Below are 18806 nucleotides of genomic sequence, written 5' to 3'. Positions count from 1 at the left end.
TACTGAGGATTATAGGTAAATATGAAATATTTTCGGGAGTTAATTAATTACCAAATATTTAACATTCAATTAAACAAATATAAACATAAACCGCAAGTGGAATGAACATTTATTATTCATTAATTTAATTACAGTGTAGCCGGGTTTTAGATTTGCGCGACAAAACCCGGTTTTTTTTCAGGCGCGGCGAGTTGCCAGCCAGCAAAGTAGCGATCCCGCGCAGACCATTAGTGCGCCCTGCCAGAAAGATAGCGAAAGCGGTGCACTGAGTAACACAGCAGCCAGTGCGGAAGAGAGCACTGGGGTAAAATAGGAACCTACGGCCATGATGGTCACGTTGCCATGCAAAATTCCAATATTCCACGCTGCATAGGCAAATCCTAACGTTAATGCCGCTGAGAACATTTTAATAGTTACCGAAGTGCTGAAAATCATTTCTGGTTGAGGAGTCATAAAATAGTAAATCCACAAACTTGCGGCTGTTAGTAAAACGAACACGGTGATGCCGTTAAAGCCTTTTGCATATTTATTGGTCACAGTGCAATACGTTGCCCAGATAAAAGCGCCGAGAAAGGCGAGAAAATAGCTCAGCGGGCTGCTGGCAACATTGTTGATAATTTCATCAAGGTTAAGGCCATTTTCACCACCCAATACCCAACAAACCCCGGTCAATGCGATAAGTAATCCAGGGATCACCAGCCAGGTTGATTTTTGACCATTAAATAAAATAGCAAACAATATCGTCAGACTCGGCCATAGATAATTGACCATACCGACTTCAATAGCCTGGTGACGAGTAGCCGCATAACCGAGAGCCAGCGCTAAACATATTTCATAGGTAACAAAAAGCACGCTACCTGCGATTAAATAACGAACAGGAATTTTTCTGATATTCGGAAAGCCAACGGTAAAAATCAGCAACAGGCCACTTAACGAAAAAATCATTGCTGCGCCACCCGCAGGACCCAGTCCTTCACTTACCCCACGCATGAGTCCGACCATCGTGCTCCACAGCACGATGGCAATGAGCCCAATTAACGTTGCTTTTTGTTTTGTCATTCTGATTGTCTGTCCATGGTACTGGCAAAAATTTAAGCTGAAATTTATAGCATCTTTACACCATAGCGCGCTAATTAATTGCCTTTCACATACTCCCTTATGGGTACAAAGGTTAAACAAAGTGCACTATTTAGTAGCGGAACCGTTTCGTTATTGATTTGACGCAAAAAAAATATGGATATAGCTGATAGTTTCGTCGCGAAGTTGTACATGTCATCTTTCAATTATGCCGCGCTGGCGCGATTTGAGAGATGTCCTGTACGAATCCCTGCAAAAAAGAGGAAAGCAATGGACGTCAGCCGCAGACAATTTTTTAAAATCTGCGCGGGCGGTATGGCGGGAACAACAGTAGCCGCTTTGGGTTTTGCACCCAAAATGGCACTGGCTCAGGCGCGAAACTATAAGCTGTTACGCGCCAAAGAGATCCGAAACACCTGCACATACTGTTCCGTAGGTTGCGGGCTATTAATGTATAGCCTGGGAGATGGAGCAAAAAACGCCAAAGAGTCGATTTACCATATTGAAGGGGATCCGGATCATCCGGTGAGTCGCGGGGCATTATGTCCTAAAGGCGCAGGATTACTGGATTACGTGCACAGTGAAAACCGTCTGCGTTACCCGGAATATCGCGCTCCTGGTTCCGACAAATGGCAGCGTATCAGCTGGGATGAAGCATTCACCCGTATCGCGAAGCTGATGAAAACTGACCGTGACGCCAACTTTATTGAGAAGAATGAGCAGGGCGTAACGGTAAACCGCTGGCTTTCAACCGGGATGCTGTGTGCATCTGCGGCAAGTAATGAAACCGGCATGCTGACGCAAAAATTTGTGCGCTCACTCGGCATGCTGGCAGTAGACAACCAGGCGCGCGTCTGACACGGACCAACGGTAGCAAGTCTTGCTCCAACATTTGGTCGCGGTGCGATGACCAACCACTGGGTTGATATTAAAAACGCTAACGTCGTGATGGTGATGGGCGGTAACGCCGCTGAAGCACATCCGGTGGGATTCCGCTGGGCGATGGAAGCCAAAAACAACAATGATGCCACGCTGATTGTTGTTGACCCTCGTTTTACACGTACAGCTTCGGTGGCGGATATCTATGCGCCAATTCGTTCCGGCACGGACATTACGTTCCTGTCCGGCGTCTTGCTGTACCTGATTGAAAACAACAAAATTAACGCTGAATACGTTAAGCATTACACCAACGCCAGCCTGCTGGTGCGGGATGACTATGCTTTTGAAGACGGTCTGTTCAGCGGGTATGACGCGAAAAAACGTCAATACGATAAATCGTCCTGGAACTACCAGTTCGATGAAAACGGCTACGCGAAACGCGATGAAACGTTAAGCCATCCTCGCTGTGTCTGGAACCTGCTAAAACAGCACGTTTCCCGCTACACGCCGGATGTGGTGGAAAACATTTGCGGTACGCCGAAAGAAGACTTCCTGAAAGTCTGCGAAGTGCTGGCCTCCACCAGCGCCGCCGATCGCACCACCACATTCCTGTATGCGCTGGGTTGGACTCAGCATACCGTCGGGGCACAGAACATCCGCACCATGGCGATGATCCAGTTGCTGCTCGGCAACATGGGGATGGCAGGTGGCGGTGTCAACGCCTTGCGTGGTCACTCCAACATTCAAGGGTTAACCGACTTAGGTCTGCTCTCTACCAGCCTGCCGGGCTACCTGACGCTGCCGTCAGAGAAACAGACAGATCTGCAAACCTATCTGGCCGCGAACACGCCAAAAGCGACATTGGCCGATCAGGTTAACTACTGGGGCAACTATCCGAAGTTCTTCGTCAGTCTGATGAAGTCTTTCTACGGCAATGCTGCGCAGAAAGAAAACGACTGGGGCTTTGAGTGGCTGCCGAAGTGGGATCAGTCCTACGACGTCATCAAATACTTCAACATGATGGATAGCGGGAAAGTCACCGGTTACATCTGTCAGGGCTTTAACCCTGTTGCGTCCTTCCCGGACAAAAACAAAGTGGTGCAGAGTCTCAGCAAACTGAAGTATCTGGTGATTATCGATCCGCTGGTGACCGAAACCTCAACATTCTGGCAGAACCACGGTGAATCAAACGACGTTGATCCGGCGTCGATTCAGACCGAAGTTTTCCGTTTACCTTCTACCTGCTTTGCGGAAGAGGACGGCTCCATCGCCAACTCTGGCCGCTGGCTGCAGTGGCACTGGAAAGGTCAGGATGCACCGGGTGAAGCCCGTAACGACGGCGAAATTCTGGCTGGTATTTACCACCGTCTGCGCGACATGTATCGCACTGAAGGCGGTAAAGGCGTAGAGCCAGTGCTGAAAATGAGCTGGAACTATAAGCAGCCGGACGAACCGCATTCTGAAGAAGTGGCAAAAGAGAACAACGGCTATGCGCTGGAAGATCTCTACGATGCCAACGGTGTACTGGTTGCGAAGAAAGGTCAGTTGCTTAACAGCTTTGCGTTGCTGCGCGATGATGGTTCTACGTCATCGTCCTGCTGGATTTATACCGGTAGCTGGACCGAGCAGGGCAACCAGATGGCCAATCGCGATAACGCCGACCCATCAGGTCTCGGTAATACGCTGGGCTGGGCCTGGGCATGGCCGCTGAACCGTCGCGTGCTGTATAACCGCGCCTCGGCGGATCCACAGGGCAAACCGTGGGATCCAAAACGCATGCTTATCCAGTGGAACGGTACGAAGTGGACGGGTAACGATATCCCGGACTTCAATACCGCGGCACCGGGCAGTGGCACCAATCCGTTTATCATGCAGCCGGAAGGGCTGGGTCGTCTGTTTGCTATCGATAAGATGGCGGAAGGTCCGTTCCCGGAACACTACGAGCCGATGGAAACGCCGCTGGGTACTAACCCGCTGCACCCGAACGTGATCTCCAACCCGGCAGCGCGTCTGTACGAAGCGGATAAACTCCGTATGGGCACGAAACAGGACTTCCCGTACGTCGGGACGACCTATCGTCTGACCGAACATTTCCATACCTGGACCAAGCACGCATTGCTGAATGCGATCGCCCAGCCAGAGCAGTTTGTGGAAATCAGCGAAACGCTGGCGGCAGCGAAGGGGATCAACAACGGCGATCACGTGAAAGTCAGTAGCAAGCGTGGATTTATTCGCGCAGTTGCCGTGGTCACCCGTCGTCTGCGTACTTTGAACGTCAATGGTCAGCAGGTTGAAACGGTTGGGATCCCAATCCACTGGGGCTTTGAAGGAGTCGCGCGTAAAGGCTATATCGCCAACACCCTGACGCCGAATATCGGTGATGCAAACTCGCAAACGCCGGAATACAAAGCGTTTTTAGTTAACATCGAGAAGGCGTAAGGGAGGCGAACATATGTCTATGGAAACGCAGGACATCATCAAACGGTCCGCAACAAACTCCATCACGCCGCCGCCTCAGGCTCGTGATTACAAAGCAGAGGTCGCGAAGCTGATCGACGTTTCCACCTGTATAGGTTGTAAAGCCTGTCAGGTGGCATGCTCAGAGTGGAACGATATCCGCGATGAAGTTGGCCACTGCGTCGGGGTTTATGACAACCCCGCCGATCTCAGTGCCAAGTCCTGGACGGTGATGCGGTTTACCGAAACCGAACAGAACGGCAAGCTGGAGTGGTTGATTCGTAAAGACGGCTGTATGCACTGTGAAGATCCGGGCTGCCTGAAGGCGTGCCCGTCTGCCGGGGCCATCATCCAGTACGCCAACGGGATTGTCGATTTCCAGTCAGAGCACTGCATTGGCTGCGGCTACTGTATTGCCGGGTGTCCATTTAATATTCCGCGCCTCAATAAAGAGGATAACCGCGTGTATAAATGTACGCTGTGTGTGGACCGAGTCAGCGTCGGGCAGGAACCTGCCTGCGTGAAAACGTGTCCGACCGGGGCAATACATTTCGGCACCAAGCAGGAAATGCTGGAAATGGGTGAACAGCGTGTGGCAAAACTGAAAGCACGCGGTTTTGAACATGCCGGTCTCTACAACCCGGAGGGTGTGGGCGGCACGCACGTCATGTACGTTCTGCATCATGCCAACCAGCCGGAACTGTATCACGGCCTGCCAAAAGACCCGCAGATTGATACCTCTATCAATCTGTGGAAAGGGGCGCTGAAACCGCTGGCCGCTGCCGGATTTATCGCCACCTTCGCCGGACTGATATACCACTACATTGGTATTGGTCCGAATAAGGAAGTGGACGACGACGAGGAGGATCATCATGAGTAAGTCGAAAATGATTGTGCGCACGAAGTTTATCGACCGCGCCTGTCACTGGACGGTGGTGATCTGCTTCTTCCTGGTGGCGCTGTCGGGGATTTCATTTTTCTTCCCGACTCTGCAATGGCTGACGCAAACCTTCGGTACGCCGCAGATGGGACGCATTTTGCATCCGTTCTTCGGCATACTGATTTTCGTGGCGCTGATGTTCATGTTTGTACGCTTTGTGCACCACAACATCCCGGATAAGAAAGATATTCCGTGGCTGAAAAACATTGTGGAAGTACTGAAAGGCAATGAACACAAAGTGGCGGATGTGGGCAAATACAACGCCGGGCAGAAAATGATGTTCTGGTCGATCATGAGCATGATTTTCGTGCTGCTGATCACCGGTATCATTATCTGGCGTCCGTACTTTGCGCAGTTCTTCCCGATGCAGGTCGTGCGCTATAGCCTGCTGATCCATGCGGCGGCGGGGATTATCCTGATGCACGCCATCCTCATCCATATGTATATGGCATTCTGGGTGAAAGGATCGATTAAAGGTATGGTCGAAGGGAAAGTGAGCCGTCGTTGGGCGAAGAAACATCACCCACGTTGGTATCGCGAAGTTGAAAGACAAGAAGCGAAAAAAGAGAGCGAGGAAGGGGTTAACTAATCCCTGATGTTCCCTCTACGCAATGGCGCTACATCGGTAGCGCCATTTTTTTGCCAAAAAAACGTCATGTTTCTGTCATCTGCTGAACGTAAGGTGTTGTCTTTCCGATAATAGAAGAGTTAAAAGACAATGCATCTGGTGAAAAAATTACTCGCAGTCAGCGTGTTTCTTTGTGCTTCAGCTCAGGCGCAGAACATCCTCGAATTTCCTCAGCCGGAGAACAACCCGGAAGAGTTTTATGCCGTAACCGAAATCCCGGCAGGCGGAATGATTAAATATGAAACCGACGCCAAAACCGGTTTTATCGTTGCCGATCGCTTCCAGTCAATGCCGGTTGCCTATCCCGCCAACTACGGGTCACTCACCCAGTCTTTAGCCGGTGATGGCGATCCGCTGGACGTCATTTTTTATACCCGTGCACCGCTGGCTCCGGGAACGCTGATTAAGCTGCGCGCTATTGGCGTACTGAAGATGATCGACGGTGGTGAAAAGGACGACAAAATTGTTGCCGTTCCGGCCAGCAAAATTGACCCCACTTATGACGACATCAAAGAGTTGAGCGATCTGCCCAAGATTGAAGTTCAACGTCTGGAATCTTTCTTCCGCGTGTACAAAGATCTGCCGGAAGGGCGCAAGAAGGTCGAATTAAACGGTTTCAACGACGCCGCTACGGCAAAGCAAGAGATCAAACAGGCCTGGGATGCCTGGAAAGAGAAAAAACCTCAGTAATAAATGGTATGCCGGATGGCATAAGTTTATCCGGCATTTACTTTTATCACTGTACTGCCAGCTTACGCAGGCGTGAAATATCCACGCTTTTTTGGGCCTCTGCCAGACTCCAGGTATTTTGCAGGTTTAACCACATTTCGGGTGAACTGCCAATCACTACAGAAAGTTTAATCGCCATCTCAGGCGTCAGGGCTGCCTTCCCGGTTAATAGTCGACTTGCCGTTGAAGGCGCAATCTCCATAGCTCTGGCAAACTCGCGCAGGCTGACATTGAGTTCTTCCAGCGCTTCCTGAATGATATCCCCAGGACGGGGATGATTTGCCATCTTCATCAATGATAGTCCTCGTAGTCCAGTATGTACGCGTCGCATCCTTGTTCCTTCAAGAGGAACGCTACCATTGATGTTCCGTTAAACGCAACACCAAGATTGCGATATTTAAAATTGTGCGGCGAATGTGCAAAAAGAAAAAGAGAGAAGGGGAATATCTGGAAAGCGTCACGCAAGAATTGCCGGATGGCAGGCCTACACGCGCATTTTGCTGATGTAGGCCGGATAAGCTTGCGCCATCCGGCAATAAAGGTTACTCCAGTTGTGAGTTCAGACGCTCAATCTCTTTACGCCATTGCGCCTGTAACAACGGTTTCTGGTGCTTCGGCTTGCGCGCGAGATCGTCGGCCAGACGCTGTTCCAAATCGAGGAGTTGTTCCAGCAATCCATCGCTGTCACCGCTTATTTCAGCTTTCACTTCGACCACCGTTTTGGGAACGGTTATCTCCGCGGACGTTTCCCGAATACGCGCATTGACCGCCTCCAGATCGTGCCATTCACTGAGCTCGCCATTGTCGATTAACCAGAACCGATTACAGCTTTGGCTGATAAGCTGCCGGTCGTGACTGACCAGCAACACGCCGCCGTTATAGCTTTGTAGCGTTTCTGCCAGCGCCTCTTTGCCTTCCATATCCAGATGGTTGGTCGGTTCATCGAGCATCAGCAGACTGTAGCGTGCAAGCGTCAGCCCCACAAACAGTAGCCGGGAGCGCTCACCGCCGCTTAATGTACTGACCCGCTGCGCATGACGAACCCACGGAAATCCCGCGCTAATCAGCGCCATCTTGCGAATCTCTGGCTGCGGGGCAAACGCTTCCAGCGCGTCAAACAATGAATCGTTATCGGCAAGCTGATGCAGCGTCTGGTCGTAATAACCCAGCGTAACGCGCGGGTGCAACACCAGTGAAGGCGATGCCAACTGTGACTGAAACTGTTGCCAGATAAGCCTTAACAGCGATGATTTCCCGCAACCGTTACGACCGACAATCGCCACGCGATCGCCGCTTTTTAACCGGATACCGGCAATGGAAAACAGCGTATCTGCGCCGGGAGCAGGGGCTACAGACAGATTGGTCATCTCCAGCAAACGATCTGCACGCAGGGCATCACCCTGTAATGTTAGTGTCCACTGACTTCCTGACGTCACTTCTGTTTGCACCTCTTTCAGACGCTGTACCTGTTTTTCCATCTGCTTGGCCTTGCGGGAGAGATCTTCGTTGTCGTAGACCCGCCCCCAGGTTGCCAGCCGTTTGGCGCTGGCAGTCACCCGGTCTATCTCTTTTTGCTCAGCCTTGTGACGCAGAGCATCGCTGACATCTCTTTCCGTCAGCGCCTGACGCGCCGCGCTACAGGGTAGATCGAAGGCATGGAGGGTGCGATCGCGCAAGATCCAGGTTCCGTGAGTCACCGCGTCCAACAACTGCGGGTCGTGGGAAACCACCACAAAACTACCAGACCAGTTCTGTAAGAACTGCTCCAGCCACAGTAATGTTGGCAAATCCAGGTGGTTACCCGGCTCATCCAGCAGCAGCAAGTCAGGATTACGCATCAGCGCCCGCGCTAATAGCAAGCGCGTGTGCTGGCCACCGCTCAACGTTTGCGCTGTCAGAGACAAATTCTCCGGCGTGAAACCCATTTCGGCGAGCAACGCTTCAACCCGCCACTGCTGAGCTGCACGTTCGTGCTCGGGAAGTTGAGCAAGAACCGCTTCCTGCAGCGTAAGGGGCAGTATATCGTCAGGTAGATGTTGTTCTACACGCGCGAGATGGCAGTGATTCGCCTGCGCGATTGACCCACTTGTGGGCGAGATCGTGCCATCGAGCAGTTTTAACAGCGTGCTTTTGCCGCAGCCGTTGTAACCGATAAGCCCGATGCGGTCGCCTTTTTTCAGGGTAAAGGAAAGATCGTCGAATAGCGTGCCGAATGCCGTATCAACGTGTAAGGATTGTGCGGTTAGTAATGTGCTCATTGTTGCTTACTCAAGAGTTACAGGCGTAAAAACGCCTCGTCAAACATCGCTGACGATAACCCGGTAAGCCCGAGAGAAGGGGATTTAGAAGTTAGCTTCGCTCAAGCAGAAGTTATCGCAGCACGATACCGATAACGCTTGAGCACTGGCGATCGCCAAAAGCATGTGAATCGATAAAACGTTCACAGTACAGCATAAGTATCCTCCTTTTATTTTTCAGAATGTTGATCGGTAGCGAAAGTGTAATCGCAAGTTACGCAAAAGCGCAAGTGTCGAACGCCCGGCAGCAGAGTGCCGCCGGGCAAACCGTCAAATAGAGGTTCGACGGTAGTCGCGATATTCTGCCTGCCAGAAATTATCGTCAATCGCCTGTTGCAGCGCTTCGGCGGAGGTTTTAACCGCCACACCTTGTTGCTGAGCCATTTTACCGACGGCAAAGGCAATGGCGCGAGAAACGGTCTGAATATCTTTCAGCTCCGGTAACACCAGTCCTTCGCCGTTGAGCACCAGCGGTGAATACTGCGCCAGCGTTTCACTCGCCGACATCAGCATTTCATCAGTGATGCGTTTGGCGCCAGAAGCAATCACACCCAGACCAATACCCGGGAAGATATAGGCGTTGTTACACTGGGCGATTGGGTAAATTTTATCTTTCCACAGTACCGGTGCGAACGGACTACCGGTCGCAACCAGCGCGTTACCTTCGGTCCAGGCGATAATATCCTGTGGCGTAGCTTCAACACGGGAAGTGGGGTTAGACAACGGCATGACGATCGGACGCGGACAATGCTTGTGCATTTCGCGGATGATCTCTTCGGTAAACAGGCCGGTTTGTCCGGAAACGCCAATCAGGATATCCGGCTTAACGTTGCGCACCACATCGAGCAACGACAGGACATCTTCTTGGGTATCCCAGTGCTGGAGATTTTCGCGTTTTTGCACCAGTTTGGTCTGGAAGGAGAGCAGGTTCGGCATTTTGTCTGTTAACAGGCCGAAGCGATCGACCATGAATACACGTTGACGCGCCGCTTCTTCGCTTAAACCTTCACGCTGGATTTGCGCAATGATCTGCTCGGCGATCCCGCAACCGGCTGAACCCGCACCGAGGAAGACGATGTTCTGTTCGCTTAACTGGCTACCTGCCGCGCGGCTAGCTGCAATCAGCGTACCGACGGTAACCGCCGCGGTGCCCTGAATATCGTCGTTAAACGAGCAAATTTCATCGCGATAACGGGTCAGCAGCGGCATAGCGTTTTTCTGCGCGAAATCTTCAAACTGCAACAGCACGTCCGGCCAGCGATGCTTCACGGCCTGGATGAATTCATCAACGAATTCGTAGTATTCATCATCAGTGATACGCGGATTGCGCCAGCCCATATACAGCGGATCGTTCAGCAGTTGCTGGTTGTTGGTCCCCACATCCAGTACCACCGGAAGAGTGTAGGCCGGGCTAATTCCGCCACATGCGGTATACAGCGACAGTTTACCGATTGGAATGCCCATCCCGCCGATCCCCTGATCGCCCAGACCTAAAATACGTTCGCCATCGGTGACAACGATGACCTTGATATTGTGGTTAGGGACGTTTTGCAGGATATCGTCCATATTGTGGCGGTTCTGATAAGAGATAAACACGCCGCGCGCGCGACGATAAATCTCAGAGAAACGCTCACAGGCTGCGCCGACCGTTGGGGTATAGATAACAGGCATCATCTCATCAAGATGATTATGCACCAGTCGGTAAAACAGGGTTTCGTTGGTGTCCTGAATGTTGCGCAGGTAAATATGTTTGTCGATTTCGGTTTTGAATCCCTGATATTGGATCCAGGCGCGCTCAGCCTGTTCTTCAATCGTCTCGACCACTTCCGGCAGTAACCCCAGCAGGTTGAAGTTACGGCGTTCTTCCACACTGAAGGCGCTCCCTTTATTCAGTAAAGGGAATTCCAGCAGTACCGGGCCAGCGTAGGGGATGTAAAGGGAACGCAGTTTTTTGGTTTCGTTTTCCATGTCACTCACTCTTTTTTGAATAACCGTCCCTGGCGCTCTTTATGATCGTATGTGGCCTGTCCGCCAGGGAAACGGGCGAAGTATAAAGCATTGTGAATGGGTTAAGGGGTTTTATAAGCAAAAACACCACTGCGGTTGCAATGGTGTTTATCTCGTTATTCAGTCAGACGTGCGAAAGGCTACTTGCCGTCAGTGCGGCGCTTTCTTCCAGTAGGATTGTTGACCACGTTGGTTTTGTCACCTTCGGTCACGACTTTACGTTGATTTGAGATTTTGTGGTCCAGTCCGAGAATATGACGGGCCTGACGGTTCGATTTCATTCTAACTCCTTAATCCTGTTACTGGTTTCAAGGGCGAGCCCGTATGAAAACGGACGAAATACAACCTGATATAAAGCCGATGTTCAACATAACGGCTTTCTGGATGGTCGGTCATTTTATCTGAAAGGTCAATGCTTAAGCGGCAAATGAGAACTATCCCGTATGTAACATGCTTTTTCCCGGACGTCCTATACTAGTAACTCCGACGACAACACAGGAGAGCGGTAATGACTATCCATAAGAAAGGTCAGGCACACTGGGAAGGCGACATTAAGCGCGGCAAAGGCACTGTGTCGACCGAAAGTGGCGTGTTGAATCAGCAACCGTATGGGTTTAATACACGATTTGAAGGTGAGAAAGGCACCAATCCTGAAGAGTTGATTGGCGCGGCCCATGCAGCCTGTTTCTCGATGGCGCTTTCGCTGATGCTGGGTGAAGCGGGGTTTACGCCAGATGCCATTGATACCACTGCCGATGTTTCTCTGGATAAGGTAGATGCCGGGTTTGCGATCACTAAAGTCGCGTTGCATAGCCAGGTGAGCGTGCCGGGGATAGACGCCGCCACGTTTGACGGCATCATCCAGAAAGCAAAAGCCGGATGCCCGGTATCGCAGGTACTGAACGCGGAAATTACGCTGGATTATCAGCTGAAGTCTTAATCGTGGCGTGCCGGATGCGACGATGTCTTATCCGGCCTACAACGTATAAGGATATTGTGCCGGATGTAAGTCGGTCTTATCCGGCACCGGATGATGTTATTGCGCTACCCAACCGCCATCCATATTCCACGCCACACCGCGCACCTGCGCCGCACCGTCTGAACATAAGAATAACGCAAGATTCCCTAACTGCTCTGGGGTAACGAATTCACGCGACGGCTGCTTTTCCGCCAGCAGGGCATCACGCGCGGCTTCAGGCTCTGCGCCTTTGGCAATACGCTTATCGATCTGTTGCTGAACCAGCGGCGTGAGCACCCAGCCGGGACACAGCGCATTGCAGGTTACCCCCGTCTGCGCGGTTTCCAGCGCAATGGTCTTGGTGAATCCCACCACACCGTGCTTCGCCGCTACGTAGGCAGATTTCTCTTTTGAAGCCACCAGACCGTGAACAGAAGCGATATTAATGATTCGACCCCAGTTACGCTCGCGCATACCAGGAAGCGCCAGACGCGTGGTGTGAAAAACGGAAGAGAGATTAATGGCGATAATCGCGTTCCATTTATCAACCGGGAAGGTTTCCACCGGGGATACATGCTGGATCCCCGCGTTGTTGACCAGAATATCAACACCGCCGAATTCGCTCTCGGCATAGCGCATCATATCGGCAATTTGCGCTTCATCGCTCAGATCCGCGCCATGATAGCCTGGTGTTTTGCCATATTGCGCAACAGCGTCTTTGGCGGCATCCACATCACCAAACCCGTTAAGGATCAGGGTAGCGCCCGCTTGCGCCAGCACCTGTGCGATACCTAATCCGATACCGCTGGTCGAGCCGGTAACCAGGGCGATTTTTCCCGTTAAGTTCATGATGATTCTCCTTAAACAATTCCGGTGGTGTAGAAGACGCCGATGACAAACAGTACGGCCAGACTTTTAATGACGGTAATAGCGAAAATTCCGCCATACGCCTGACGATGGCTGAGACCGGTGATAGCCAATAAGGTAATGACCGCGCCGTTATGCGGTAGGGTGTCCATACCGCCGCTGGCCATAGATGCCACGCGGTGGAAGACTTCAAGTGGGATATTGGCAGCGTGAGCGGCTGCAATGAAGGTATCAGACATGGCAGCAAGGGCAATACTCATCCCGCCAGACGCCGAACCGGTGATCCCGGCAAGCGTGGTGATGCTGATAGCCTCATTGAGCAGCGGGTCAGGAATAGCCGCCAGCGCTTTTGACAGCACGAGGAAACCTGGCAGGGCGGCAATCACTGCGCCAAAACCGTACTCTGACGCGGTATTCATCGCCGCAAGGATCGCACCGCCAACCGCCGTTCTGCTGCCTTCCGCCAGGCGACCTTTAATGTTGCGGTAGCCGAAGAGCACCACCAGCAGGATCCCAGAAATCAGCGCCGCTTCCACTGCCCAGATAGCGGTGATTTTACCGACTTCGGTGGTAATCGGCTTGGCGAGCCCCGGAAGCTCAAGTTGATGCGTGGCGCCATACCATTGCGGGATCCAGCGGGTAAACAACAGGTTAAATACCCCAACCAGGATCAGCGGAGAGATCGCGATGATCGGATTCGGCAGGTTAATGTTATCCGGCGTTTCCGGCTCGTTTAACAGTTCAGTCCCATAACCCTCATTCTTAGCCTGTGCTTTACGACGCTGACGTTCGAGATAAACCAGACCAACAACGATGATAAACACGGAACCTATCAGACCCAGCCACGGCGCGGCCCAGGCGTTTGTCCCGAAAAAGCTGGTCGGAATAATGTTCTGGATCTGCGGCGTGCCTGGCAGGGCATCCATGGTGAAGGAGAACGCGCCCAACGCAACGGTTGCCGGGATCAGGCGTTTAGGAATATTGCTCTGACGGAACAGTTCGGCCGCGAACGGATACACTGCAAAAGCCACTACGAACAGGGATACGCCGCCGTAGGTCAACAGCGCACATACCAGCACAATCACCGGGATGGCATGACGACGACCAAGGATGTTGATAGCGGCGGCAACAATGGAACGTGAAAAACCGGACAACTCGATTAACTTGCCAAACACTGCACCCAGCAAGAACACCGGGAAGTAAAGCTTCACAAAACCGACCATTTTTTCCATAAACAGGCCGGTGAAGGCGGGGCCGACGGCGCTGGGTTCGGTAAGCAATACAGCACCTAATGCCGCGATGGGGGCAAACAGGATGACGCTGTATCCGCGATAGGCTGCCAGCATCAGCAGGCCCAGCGCTGCCAGGGCGATTAATACACTCATCATGACTCCTTATTATTATATTGGGGTACAGAAAGAGATGTTATGGTTTCAGGGCAAAGCGCAGTTGATGCTCTCTGCGTTGCTGGATGTATTCCTTGCGTGAATCATCCCAGTGATAAAACCCCTGACCGCTGCGTAAACCGGTATCACCGTTGGCAACCTTGTCAGCGACCAGTGACAGCATGTCGCTACCGGTTGCCAGTTCCGGGAGCAGATGCCGGCAAATGTCCTGCACCGTAGAGAGTCCGGTCATATCTGCTGCCTCCAGTGGACCAACCATCGCATAGCGACGTCCAAGCGAGGCGCGCATCACCTGATCAACCACTTCTGCGCTGGCGATGCCGCTTTTAACGATATGTAGCGCTTCACGCAGCAGGGCAAACTGCAGTCGGTTGCCGACAAACCCAGGGGCGGCGCGGTCGAGCACCACCGCCTCAAGTTGCATCGCGATCAGCATTTGTTGTAATTCATGGAGATATTCCGGCTTCGTTGCGGTGCCAGGCACAATTTCGACCAGCGGAATAAAATGAGGCGGGTGCCAGAAATGGGCTATCAGTAACCGCTCGGGATGGGCGAGCTTTTCCGCCAGTGCATCCGGCGGCAGGCCGCTGGTGTTACTGGCAATAACGGCCTCCGGCGCGATCAGCTCTTCCAGTTGGACATACAGTGCATGTTTGAGTTCGAGCCGCTCCGGGATCGCTTCAATCAATAGCTTGCATGCGGCAATATCCTGTAGCGAGGTCGTGCCGCGCAGACGAGACACGACCGTCGTTTTTTCACCAATGGCAAATTGGTCGGTGGCTATCAGCTCATCCAGGATACCGCCGGCAACTCCGCTTATTTCTGCAATTCGGCTGCTATCGGTATCGTATAACCAGACATCGTGACCATAACGGGCGAAGTGGGTAGCAATGCCGACGCCCATTAAACCCGCCCCCAGGACGCAGATAGGTTTACTATGCATGAGATACCTCCTGTGAACGCTCCACTGCCAGCGCCACACCTTGACCGCCGCCCACGCACAACGTAGCCAGCCCTTTTGCGGCGTTGCTGCGAGCCATTTCGTGCAGCAGTGTTACCAGAATCCGGCAACCTGATGCGCCAATCGGGTGCCCTAGCGCAATTGCGCCGCCGTTCACGTTCACCCGGTTGCTGTCCCAGTTCAGGGATTCGCCAACCGCCAGCGCTTGTGCGGCAAATGCTTCGTTGGCTTCGATAAGATCCACGTCATTCAGCGTCCAGCCAGCACGTTTCAGGCACTGGAGGGACGCTTCTACCGGCCCAATCCCCATAATGGCGGGCTCGACGCCAGAAACCGCGTAGCCTGCCACCCGGGCCAGTACCGGCAGATTGAGTTCTGCTGCTTTGGCAGCGCTCATTAACATCACCGCGGCGGCACCATCATTGATGGATGAGGCATTTCCGGCGGTCACCGTACCGTTACCTGGACGAAATGCTGGTTTAAGTTGCGCCAGCTTGTCGGCCTGAGTATCCGGGCGAGGCTGTTCGTCACGATCCACCACACGTGGCGGTTTTTTACCCTGCGGGACGCTGACCGGCGTGATTTCCGCGCTAAAACGACCCGCTTCAATGGCGGCGGCGGCTTTTTGCTGGGAGCGCAGGGCAAAAGCATCCTGTTGCTCACGGCTGATAACAAACTTATCCGCCAGGTTTTCGGCAGTAATTCCCATGTGATAATCGTTGAACGCATCCCACAGACCGTCATGCACCACGCTGTCTTTCATGCTGGCATGACCCAACCGCAGACCGGCCCGCGCGCCGTCGAGAAAATAGGGCGCATTACTCATGCTCTCCTGGCCTCCGGCAATCACGATTTGCGCATCGCCACAGCGAATCGCCTGTACCGCCTGATGCACCGCCTTCAGACCCGAACCACACACCAGATTAATGGTTAACGCGGGTGTGGTGACTGGCAAACCTGCGCGTAATGCCGTTTGTCTGGCCGGATTCTGACCGCAGCCCGCGGCCAGAACCTGACCTAAGATCACCTCATCAATTTGCTCGGGTTCCACAGCCGTTTTTTCCAGCAGCGAACGGATCACCACTGAACCAAGCTCAACCGCGGAAAGTGGTGCCAGCGCGCCATGAAAACTGCCAATCGGGGTGCGCGTTGCCGCGACAATGACAACATCCTGCATGGTCAGCTCCTCAGTTAAATTGCATTTCGGGGACAGTTTCGGGAACGATCAGCTTACCGGCGGTTCTGGCGACAATCTCATCCACGCTAATGCCCGGTGCGCGTTCACGCAGAATGAACGCACCGTCGGCAATTTCCAGCAGAGCCAGGTCGGTAAGCACGCGTTTGATGCAGGCCACGCCGGTCAGCGGCAGAGTGCAGGCGGGAAGCAGTTTCGACTCACCGCTTTTGGAAGCATGGGTCATTACCACGATGATATTGTCGGCTCCGGCAACCAGGTCCATCGCGCCGCCCATGCCTTTCACCATTTTTCCGGGGATCATCCAAGAGGCGATATTGCCGTTAACATCGACTTCAAACGCACCGAGCACCGTCAGATCAACGTGGCCGCCGCGGATCATGGCGAAGGATTGCGCCGAGTCGAAAATCGCCGCGCCTTTGCGCGCCGTCACGGTCTGTTTCCCGGCGTTGATCATGTCGGCATCAATTTCGTCTTCTGTGGGAAACGGCCCCATACCGAGCAAACCGTTCTCTGATTGCAGCATCACGTCCATGCCATCAGGGATATAATTTGCCACCAGCGTGGGAATACCGATCCCAAGGTTGACGTAATAACCGTCGCGCAGCTCGCGGGCGACGCGCATCGCCATTTGTTCACGCGTTAACATGGTCAGGCTCCTTTCTGGCGCAGGGTGCGTTGTTCAATACGTTTTTCAAACTGCCCCTGAATGATGCGGTTAACGAAAATTCCGGGAGTGTGAATCGCAGCCGGGTCCAGTTCTCCGGGAGGGACAATCTCTTCAACTTCCACGACGGTAATGCGTCCGGCAGCGGCCATCAGCGGATTAAAGTTCTGTGCGGTGTGGCGATAGATGACGTTGCCGTACCAGTCGGCTTTCCAGCCTTTAACCAATGCAAAATCACCGGTTATCGCCTGCTCAAGGATGTAAGGGCGTCCGGCAAACTCGCGAACCTCTTTCCCTTCTGCCACGGGGGTTCCATATCCGGTCGCGGTAAAAAATGCCGGGATCCCCGCGCCGCCCGCGCGCAACTGCTCTGCCAGCGTACCCTGTGGCGTCAGGATGGCTTCCAGTTCGCCGCTAAGCACCTGCTTCTCAAACAGGGCGTTTTCCCCTACATAGGACGCGACCACTTTGCGCACCTGACGCGTTTCCAGCAGTACGCCAAGGCCAAAGCCATCCACGCCACAGTTGTTTGATACAACGGTAAGTCCCTGTACCTCTCGACGGCGTACTTCGGTAATCAGGTTTTCAGGGATCCCACATAAACCAAAACCGCCCGCCAGCAGCGTCATGTTGTCGGTCAGTCCTTCCAGCGCCTCTTGATAAGTGGCAACACGTTTATCCAGTCCAGCCATACACTTGCCTCCCCAGTTGTCCTTGCCGACATCATTGGGGGTGAAAAATGATTTGTTAATTTTAAATTTGTGACTCACTCATTGGGTTTTTTTATCAATTTAATGTTAATTAAAGGTATTCAACAGGTTAAAGGAATGCGAAATGGGAATGAGCATCAAACAGTTACGCGCGTTTTTAGCGGTAGCTCACACTCTGAATTTTGCTCATGCCAGCGAAAGACTGAATATGTCGCAACCCGCGTTAAGCCTGGCGATTAAAGGACTGGAAGATTCTCTGGGCGGGGCGTTACTGTTAAGAACTACCCGCAAAGTGACCCTGACACAGGAGGGAGAAACGCTGCTGAATATGGGGCGACAGCTGCTGGCGGACTGGGAGAATACGGAAGAAGCCATGCGCCAGCGCTTTACGCTGCAACGCGGTAAAATCTCGATCGCCGCCATGCCCTCATTTGCCACTAACGTCCTGCCATCGGTACTGAAAACATTTCGTGATTCTTATTCCGGTATCAACGTTACGGTTCATGATGTGATCAATGAACACGTGATTGAAATGGTCAGTGAAGGGCGTGTCGAGCTGGGCATAGCCTTCGAGCCGGACTATTCGGGACATCTGCATTTCACGCCGCTCGGCGTGGATCGTTTTATCGCGATTGTCCCGCCAACCTGTCGGCTGGCAGGCAGGGATCGTATTGCGTGGCGCGAACTGCTGACGCTGGATTTCATCACCCTGCAACGCCCGTCCGCCGTGCGGCTGATGCTGGAAGAACAACTGGTGCAAAGCGGACATACGCTGGAAGTAGCGCTGGAGAGCCATCAATTGGTAACCGTTGGCCGTCTGGTGGCTAACGGTCTGGGCGGTAGCGCCGTACCTGCACTTTGCCGCACGCAAATGACAGAGTTAGGCGCAACCTGTATCGATCTGGATACGCCGGTGATCCAGCGTCGGATCGGGGTTTTGCGTTCGGCGCATCATAAATTATCTACCGCTTCCGAGGTGCTGGTGGATTCACTGAAAAAGGCGTATCGCACCTGACTTTTCTCAACGG

Annotated in this window: 17 protein-coding genes; 6 read left to right on the top strand and 11 right to left on the bottom strand. The window is 52.9% G+C overall.

Going from position 1 to position 18806, the window contains the following annotated elements; translation table 11 throughout:
• Window positions 1–177: 177 nt before the first annotated feature.
• Entirely contained in the window at window positions 178–1059 is an 882-nt protein-coding gene (yddG, locus tag BZK41_RS08795) for an aromatic amino acid efflux DMT transporter YddG (RefSeq protein WP_079937908.1), read from the bottom strand.
• A 288-nt stretch (window positions 1060–1347) separates the two neighbouring features.
• On the opposite strand from yddG, the gene fdnG reads away from it, so the two are divergent.
• The 4 genes from fdnG to BZK41_RS08770 all read left to right on the top strand — a co-directional run bounded on the left by fdnG (window position 1348) and on the right by BZK41_RS08770 (window position 6671).
• The gene (gene fdnG, locus BZK41_RS08785; protein WP_139762585.1) at window positions 1348–4395 is read left to right on the top strand and encodes a formate dehydrogenase-N subunit alpha; all 3048 of its coding nucleotides are present in this window, start codon (window positions 1348–1350) and stop codon (window positions 4393–4395) included.
• Window positions 4396–4408: 13 nt separating this feature from the next.
• Window positions 4409–5293, top strand: coding sequence for a formate dehydrogenase N subunit beta (gene fdnH, locus BZK41_RS08780; protein WP_003833024.1), 885 nt, complete (start codon window positions 4409–4411; stop codon window positions 5291–5293).
• On the top strand, window positions 5286–5942 hold the full coding sequence (fdnI, locus tag BZK41_RS08775; protein ID WP_003020054.1) for a formate dehydrogenase-N subunit gamma: 657 nt from the start codon (window positions 5286–5288) through the stop codon (window positions 5940–5942). Before fdnH ends, fdnI begins: the two co-directional genes overlap by 8 nt.
• Window positions 5943–6071: 129 nt before the next feature.
• Complete coding sequence (locus BZK41_RS08770; RefSeq protein ID WP_079937906.1) at window positions 6072–6671, top strand: inorganic diphosphatase; 600 nt, start codon at window positions 6072–6074, stop codon at window positions 6669–6671.
• A gap of 46 nt (window positions 6672–6717) precedes the next feature.
• On the opposite strand, the gene BZK41_RS08765 is transcribed toward BZK41_RS08770, so the two are convergent.
• The 4 genes from BZK41_RS08765 to sra all read right to left on the bottom strand — a co-directional run bounded on the left by BZK41_RS08765 (window position 6718) and on the right by sra (window position 11295).
• Window positions 6718–7002, bottom strand: coding sequence for a HigA family addiction module antitoxin (locus BZK41_RS08765; protein ID WP_003833018.1), 285 nt, complete (start codon window positions 7000–7002; stop codon window positions 6718–6720).
• Between the two features lie 250 nt (window positions 7003–7252).
• Entirely contained in the window at window positions 7253–8968 is a 1716-nt protein-coding gene (locus BZK41_RS08760; protein ID WP_079937905.1) for an ABC-F family ATP-binding cassette domain-containing protein, read from the bottom strand.
• A gap of 309 nt (window positions 8969–9277) precedes the next feature.
• Window positions 9278–10975 (bottom strand): malate dehydrogenase, encoded by a 1698-nt coding sequence (gene maeA / locus BZK41_RS08755; protein ID WP_079937904.1) that lies wholly within the window; start codon window positions 10973–10975, stop codon window positions 9278–9280.
• A 179-nt stretch (window positions 10976–11154) separates the two neighbouring features.
• Window positions 11155–11295: a stationary-phase-induced ribosome-associated protein gene (sra, locus tag BZK41_RS08750; RefSeq protein ID WP_079937903.1), complete on the bottom strand. Its 141-nt coding sequence runs from the start codon at window positions 11293–11295 to the stop codon at window positions 11155–11157.
• A 227-nt stretch (window positions 11296–11522) separates the two neighbouring features.
• Between sra and osmC the strand changes: the two genes are divergently transcribed.
• Window positions 11523–11954: a peroxiredoxin OsmC gene (gene osmC / locus BZK41_RS08745; protein WP_003833007.1), complete on the top strand. Its 432-nt coding sequence runs from the start codon at window positions 11523–11525 to the stop codon at window positions 11952–11954.
• Between the two features lie 96 nt (window positions 11955–12050).
• Here the strand turns inward: osmC and BZK41_RS08740 are convergent, their stop codons facing one another.
• The 6 genes from BZK41_RS08740 to BZK41_RS08715 are packed head-to-tail and all read right to left on the bottom strand — an operon-like array spanning window position 12051 to window position 17760.
• Window positions 12051–12821: a 3-hydroxybutyrate dehydrogenase gene (locus tag BZK41_RS08740; RefSeq protein ID WP_079937902.1), complete on the bottom strand. Its 771-nt coding sequence runs from the start codon at window positions 12819–12821 to the stop codon at window positions 12051–12053.
• An 11-nt stretch (window positions 12822–12832) separates the two neighbouring features.
• Window positions 12833–14227, bottom strand: coding sequence for a GntP family permease (locus tag BZK41_RS08735; RefSeq protein ID WP_196776256.1), 1395 nt, complete (start codon window positions 14225–14227; stop codon window positions 12833–12835).
• 37 nt (window positions 14228–14264) lie between these two features.
• On the bottom strand, window positions 14265–15188 hold the full coding sequence (locus BZK41_RS08730) for a 3-hydroxyacyl-CoA dehydrogenase family protein (protein ID WP_079937901.1): 924 nt from the start codon (window positions 15186–15188) through the stop codon (window positions 14265–14267).
• Window positions 15181–16383 (bottom strand): acetyl-CoA C-acetyltransferase, encoded by a 1203-nt coding sequence (locus tag BZK41_RS08725; RefSeq protein ID WP_079937900.1) that lies wholly within the window; start codon window positions 16381–16383, stop codon window positions 15181–15183. The genes BZK41_RS08730 and BZK41_RS08725 overlap by 8 nt, the downstream gene beginning before the upstream one ends.
• A 10-nt stretch (window positions 16384–16393) precedes the next feature.
• Window positions 16394–17050: a CoA transferase subunit B gene (locus tag BZK41_RS08720; protein ID WP_003020022.1), complete on the bottom strand. Its 657-nt coding sequence runs from the start codon at window positions 17048–17050 to the stop codon at window positions 16394–16396.
• Window positions 17051–17052: 2 nt separating this feature from the next.
• The gene (locus BZK41_RS08715; RefSeq protein ID WP_003020020.1) at window positions 17053–17760 is read right to left on the bottom strand and encodes a CoA transferase subunit A; all 708 of its coding nucleotides are present in this window, start codon (window positions 17758–17760) and stop codon (window positions 17053–17055) included.
• A gap of 142 nt (window positions 17761–17902) precedes the next feature.
• On the opposite strand from BZK41_RS08715, the gene BZK41_RS08710 reads away from it, so the two are divergent.
• On the top strand, window positions 17903–18793 hold the full coding sequence (locus tag BZK41_RS08710) for a LysR family transcriptional regulator (protein WP_079937899.1): 891 nt from the start codon (window positions 17903–17905) through the stop codon (window positions 18791–18793).
• Window positions 18794–18806: the final 13 nt, after the last annotated feature.

Origin of the sequence: Citrobacter sp. A316, assembly GCF_002042945.1 — a bacterium.
Lineage (GTDB): Bacteria > Pseudomonadota > Gammaproteobacteria > Enterobacterales > Enterobacteriaceae > Citrobacter > Citrobacter portucalensis.
The sequence above is the reverse complement of the archived record's forward strand: the minus strand, read 5'-3'. Positions and strand labels throughout refer to the sequence as shown.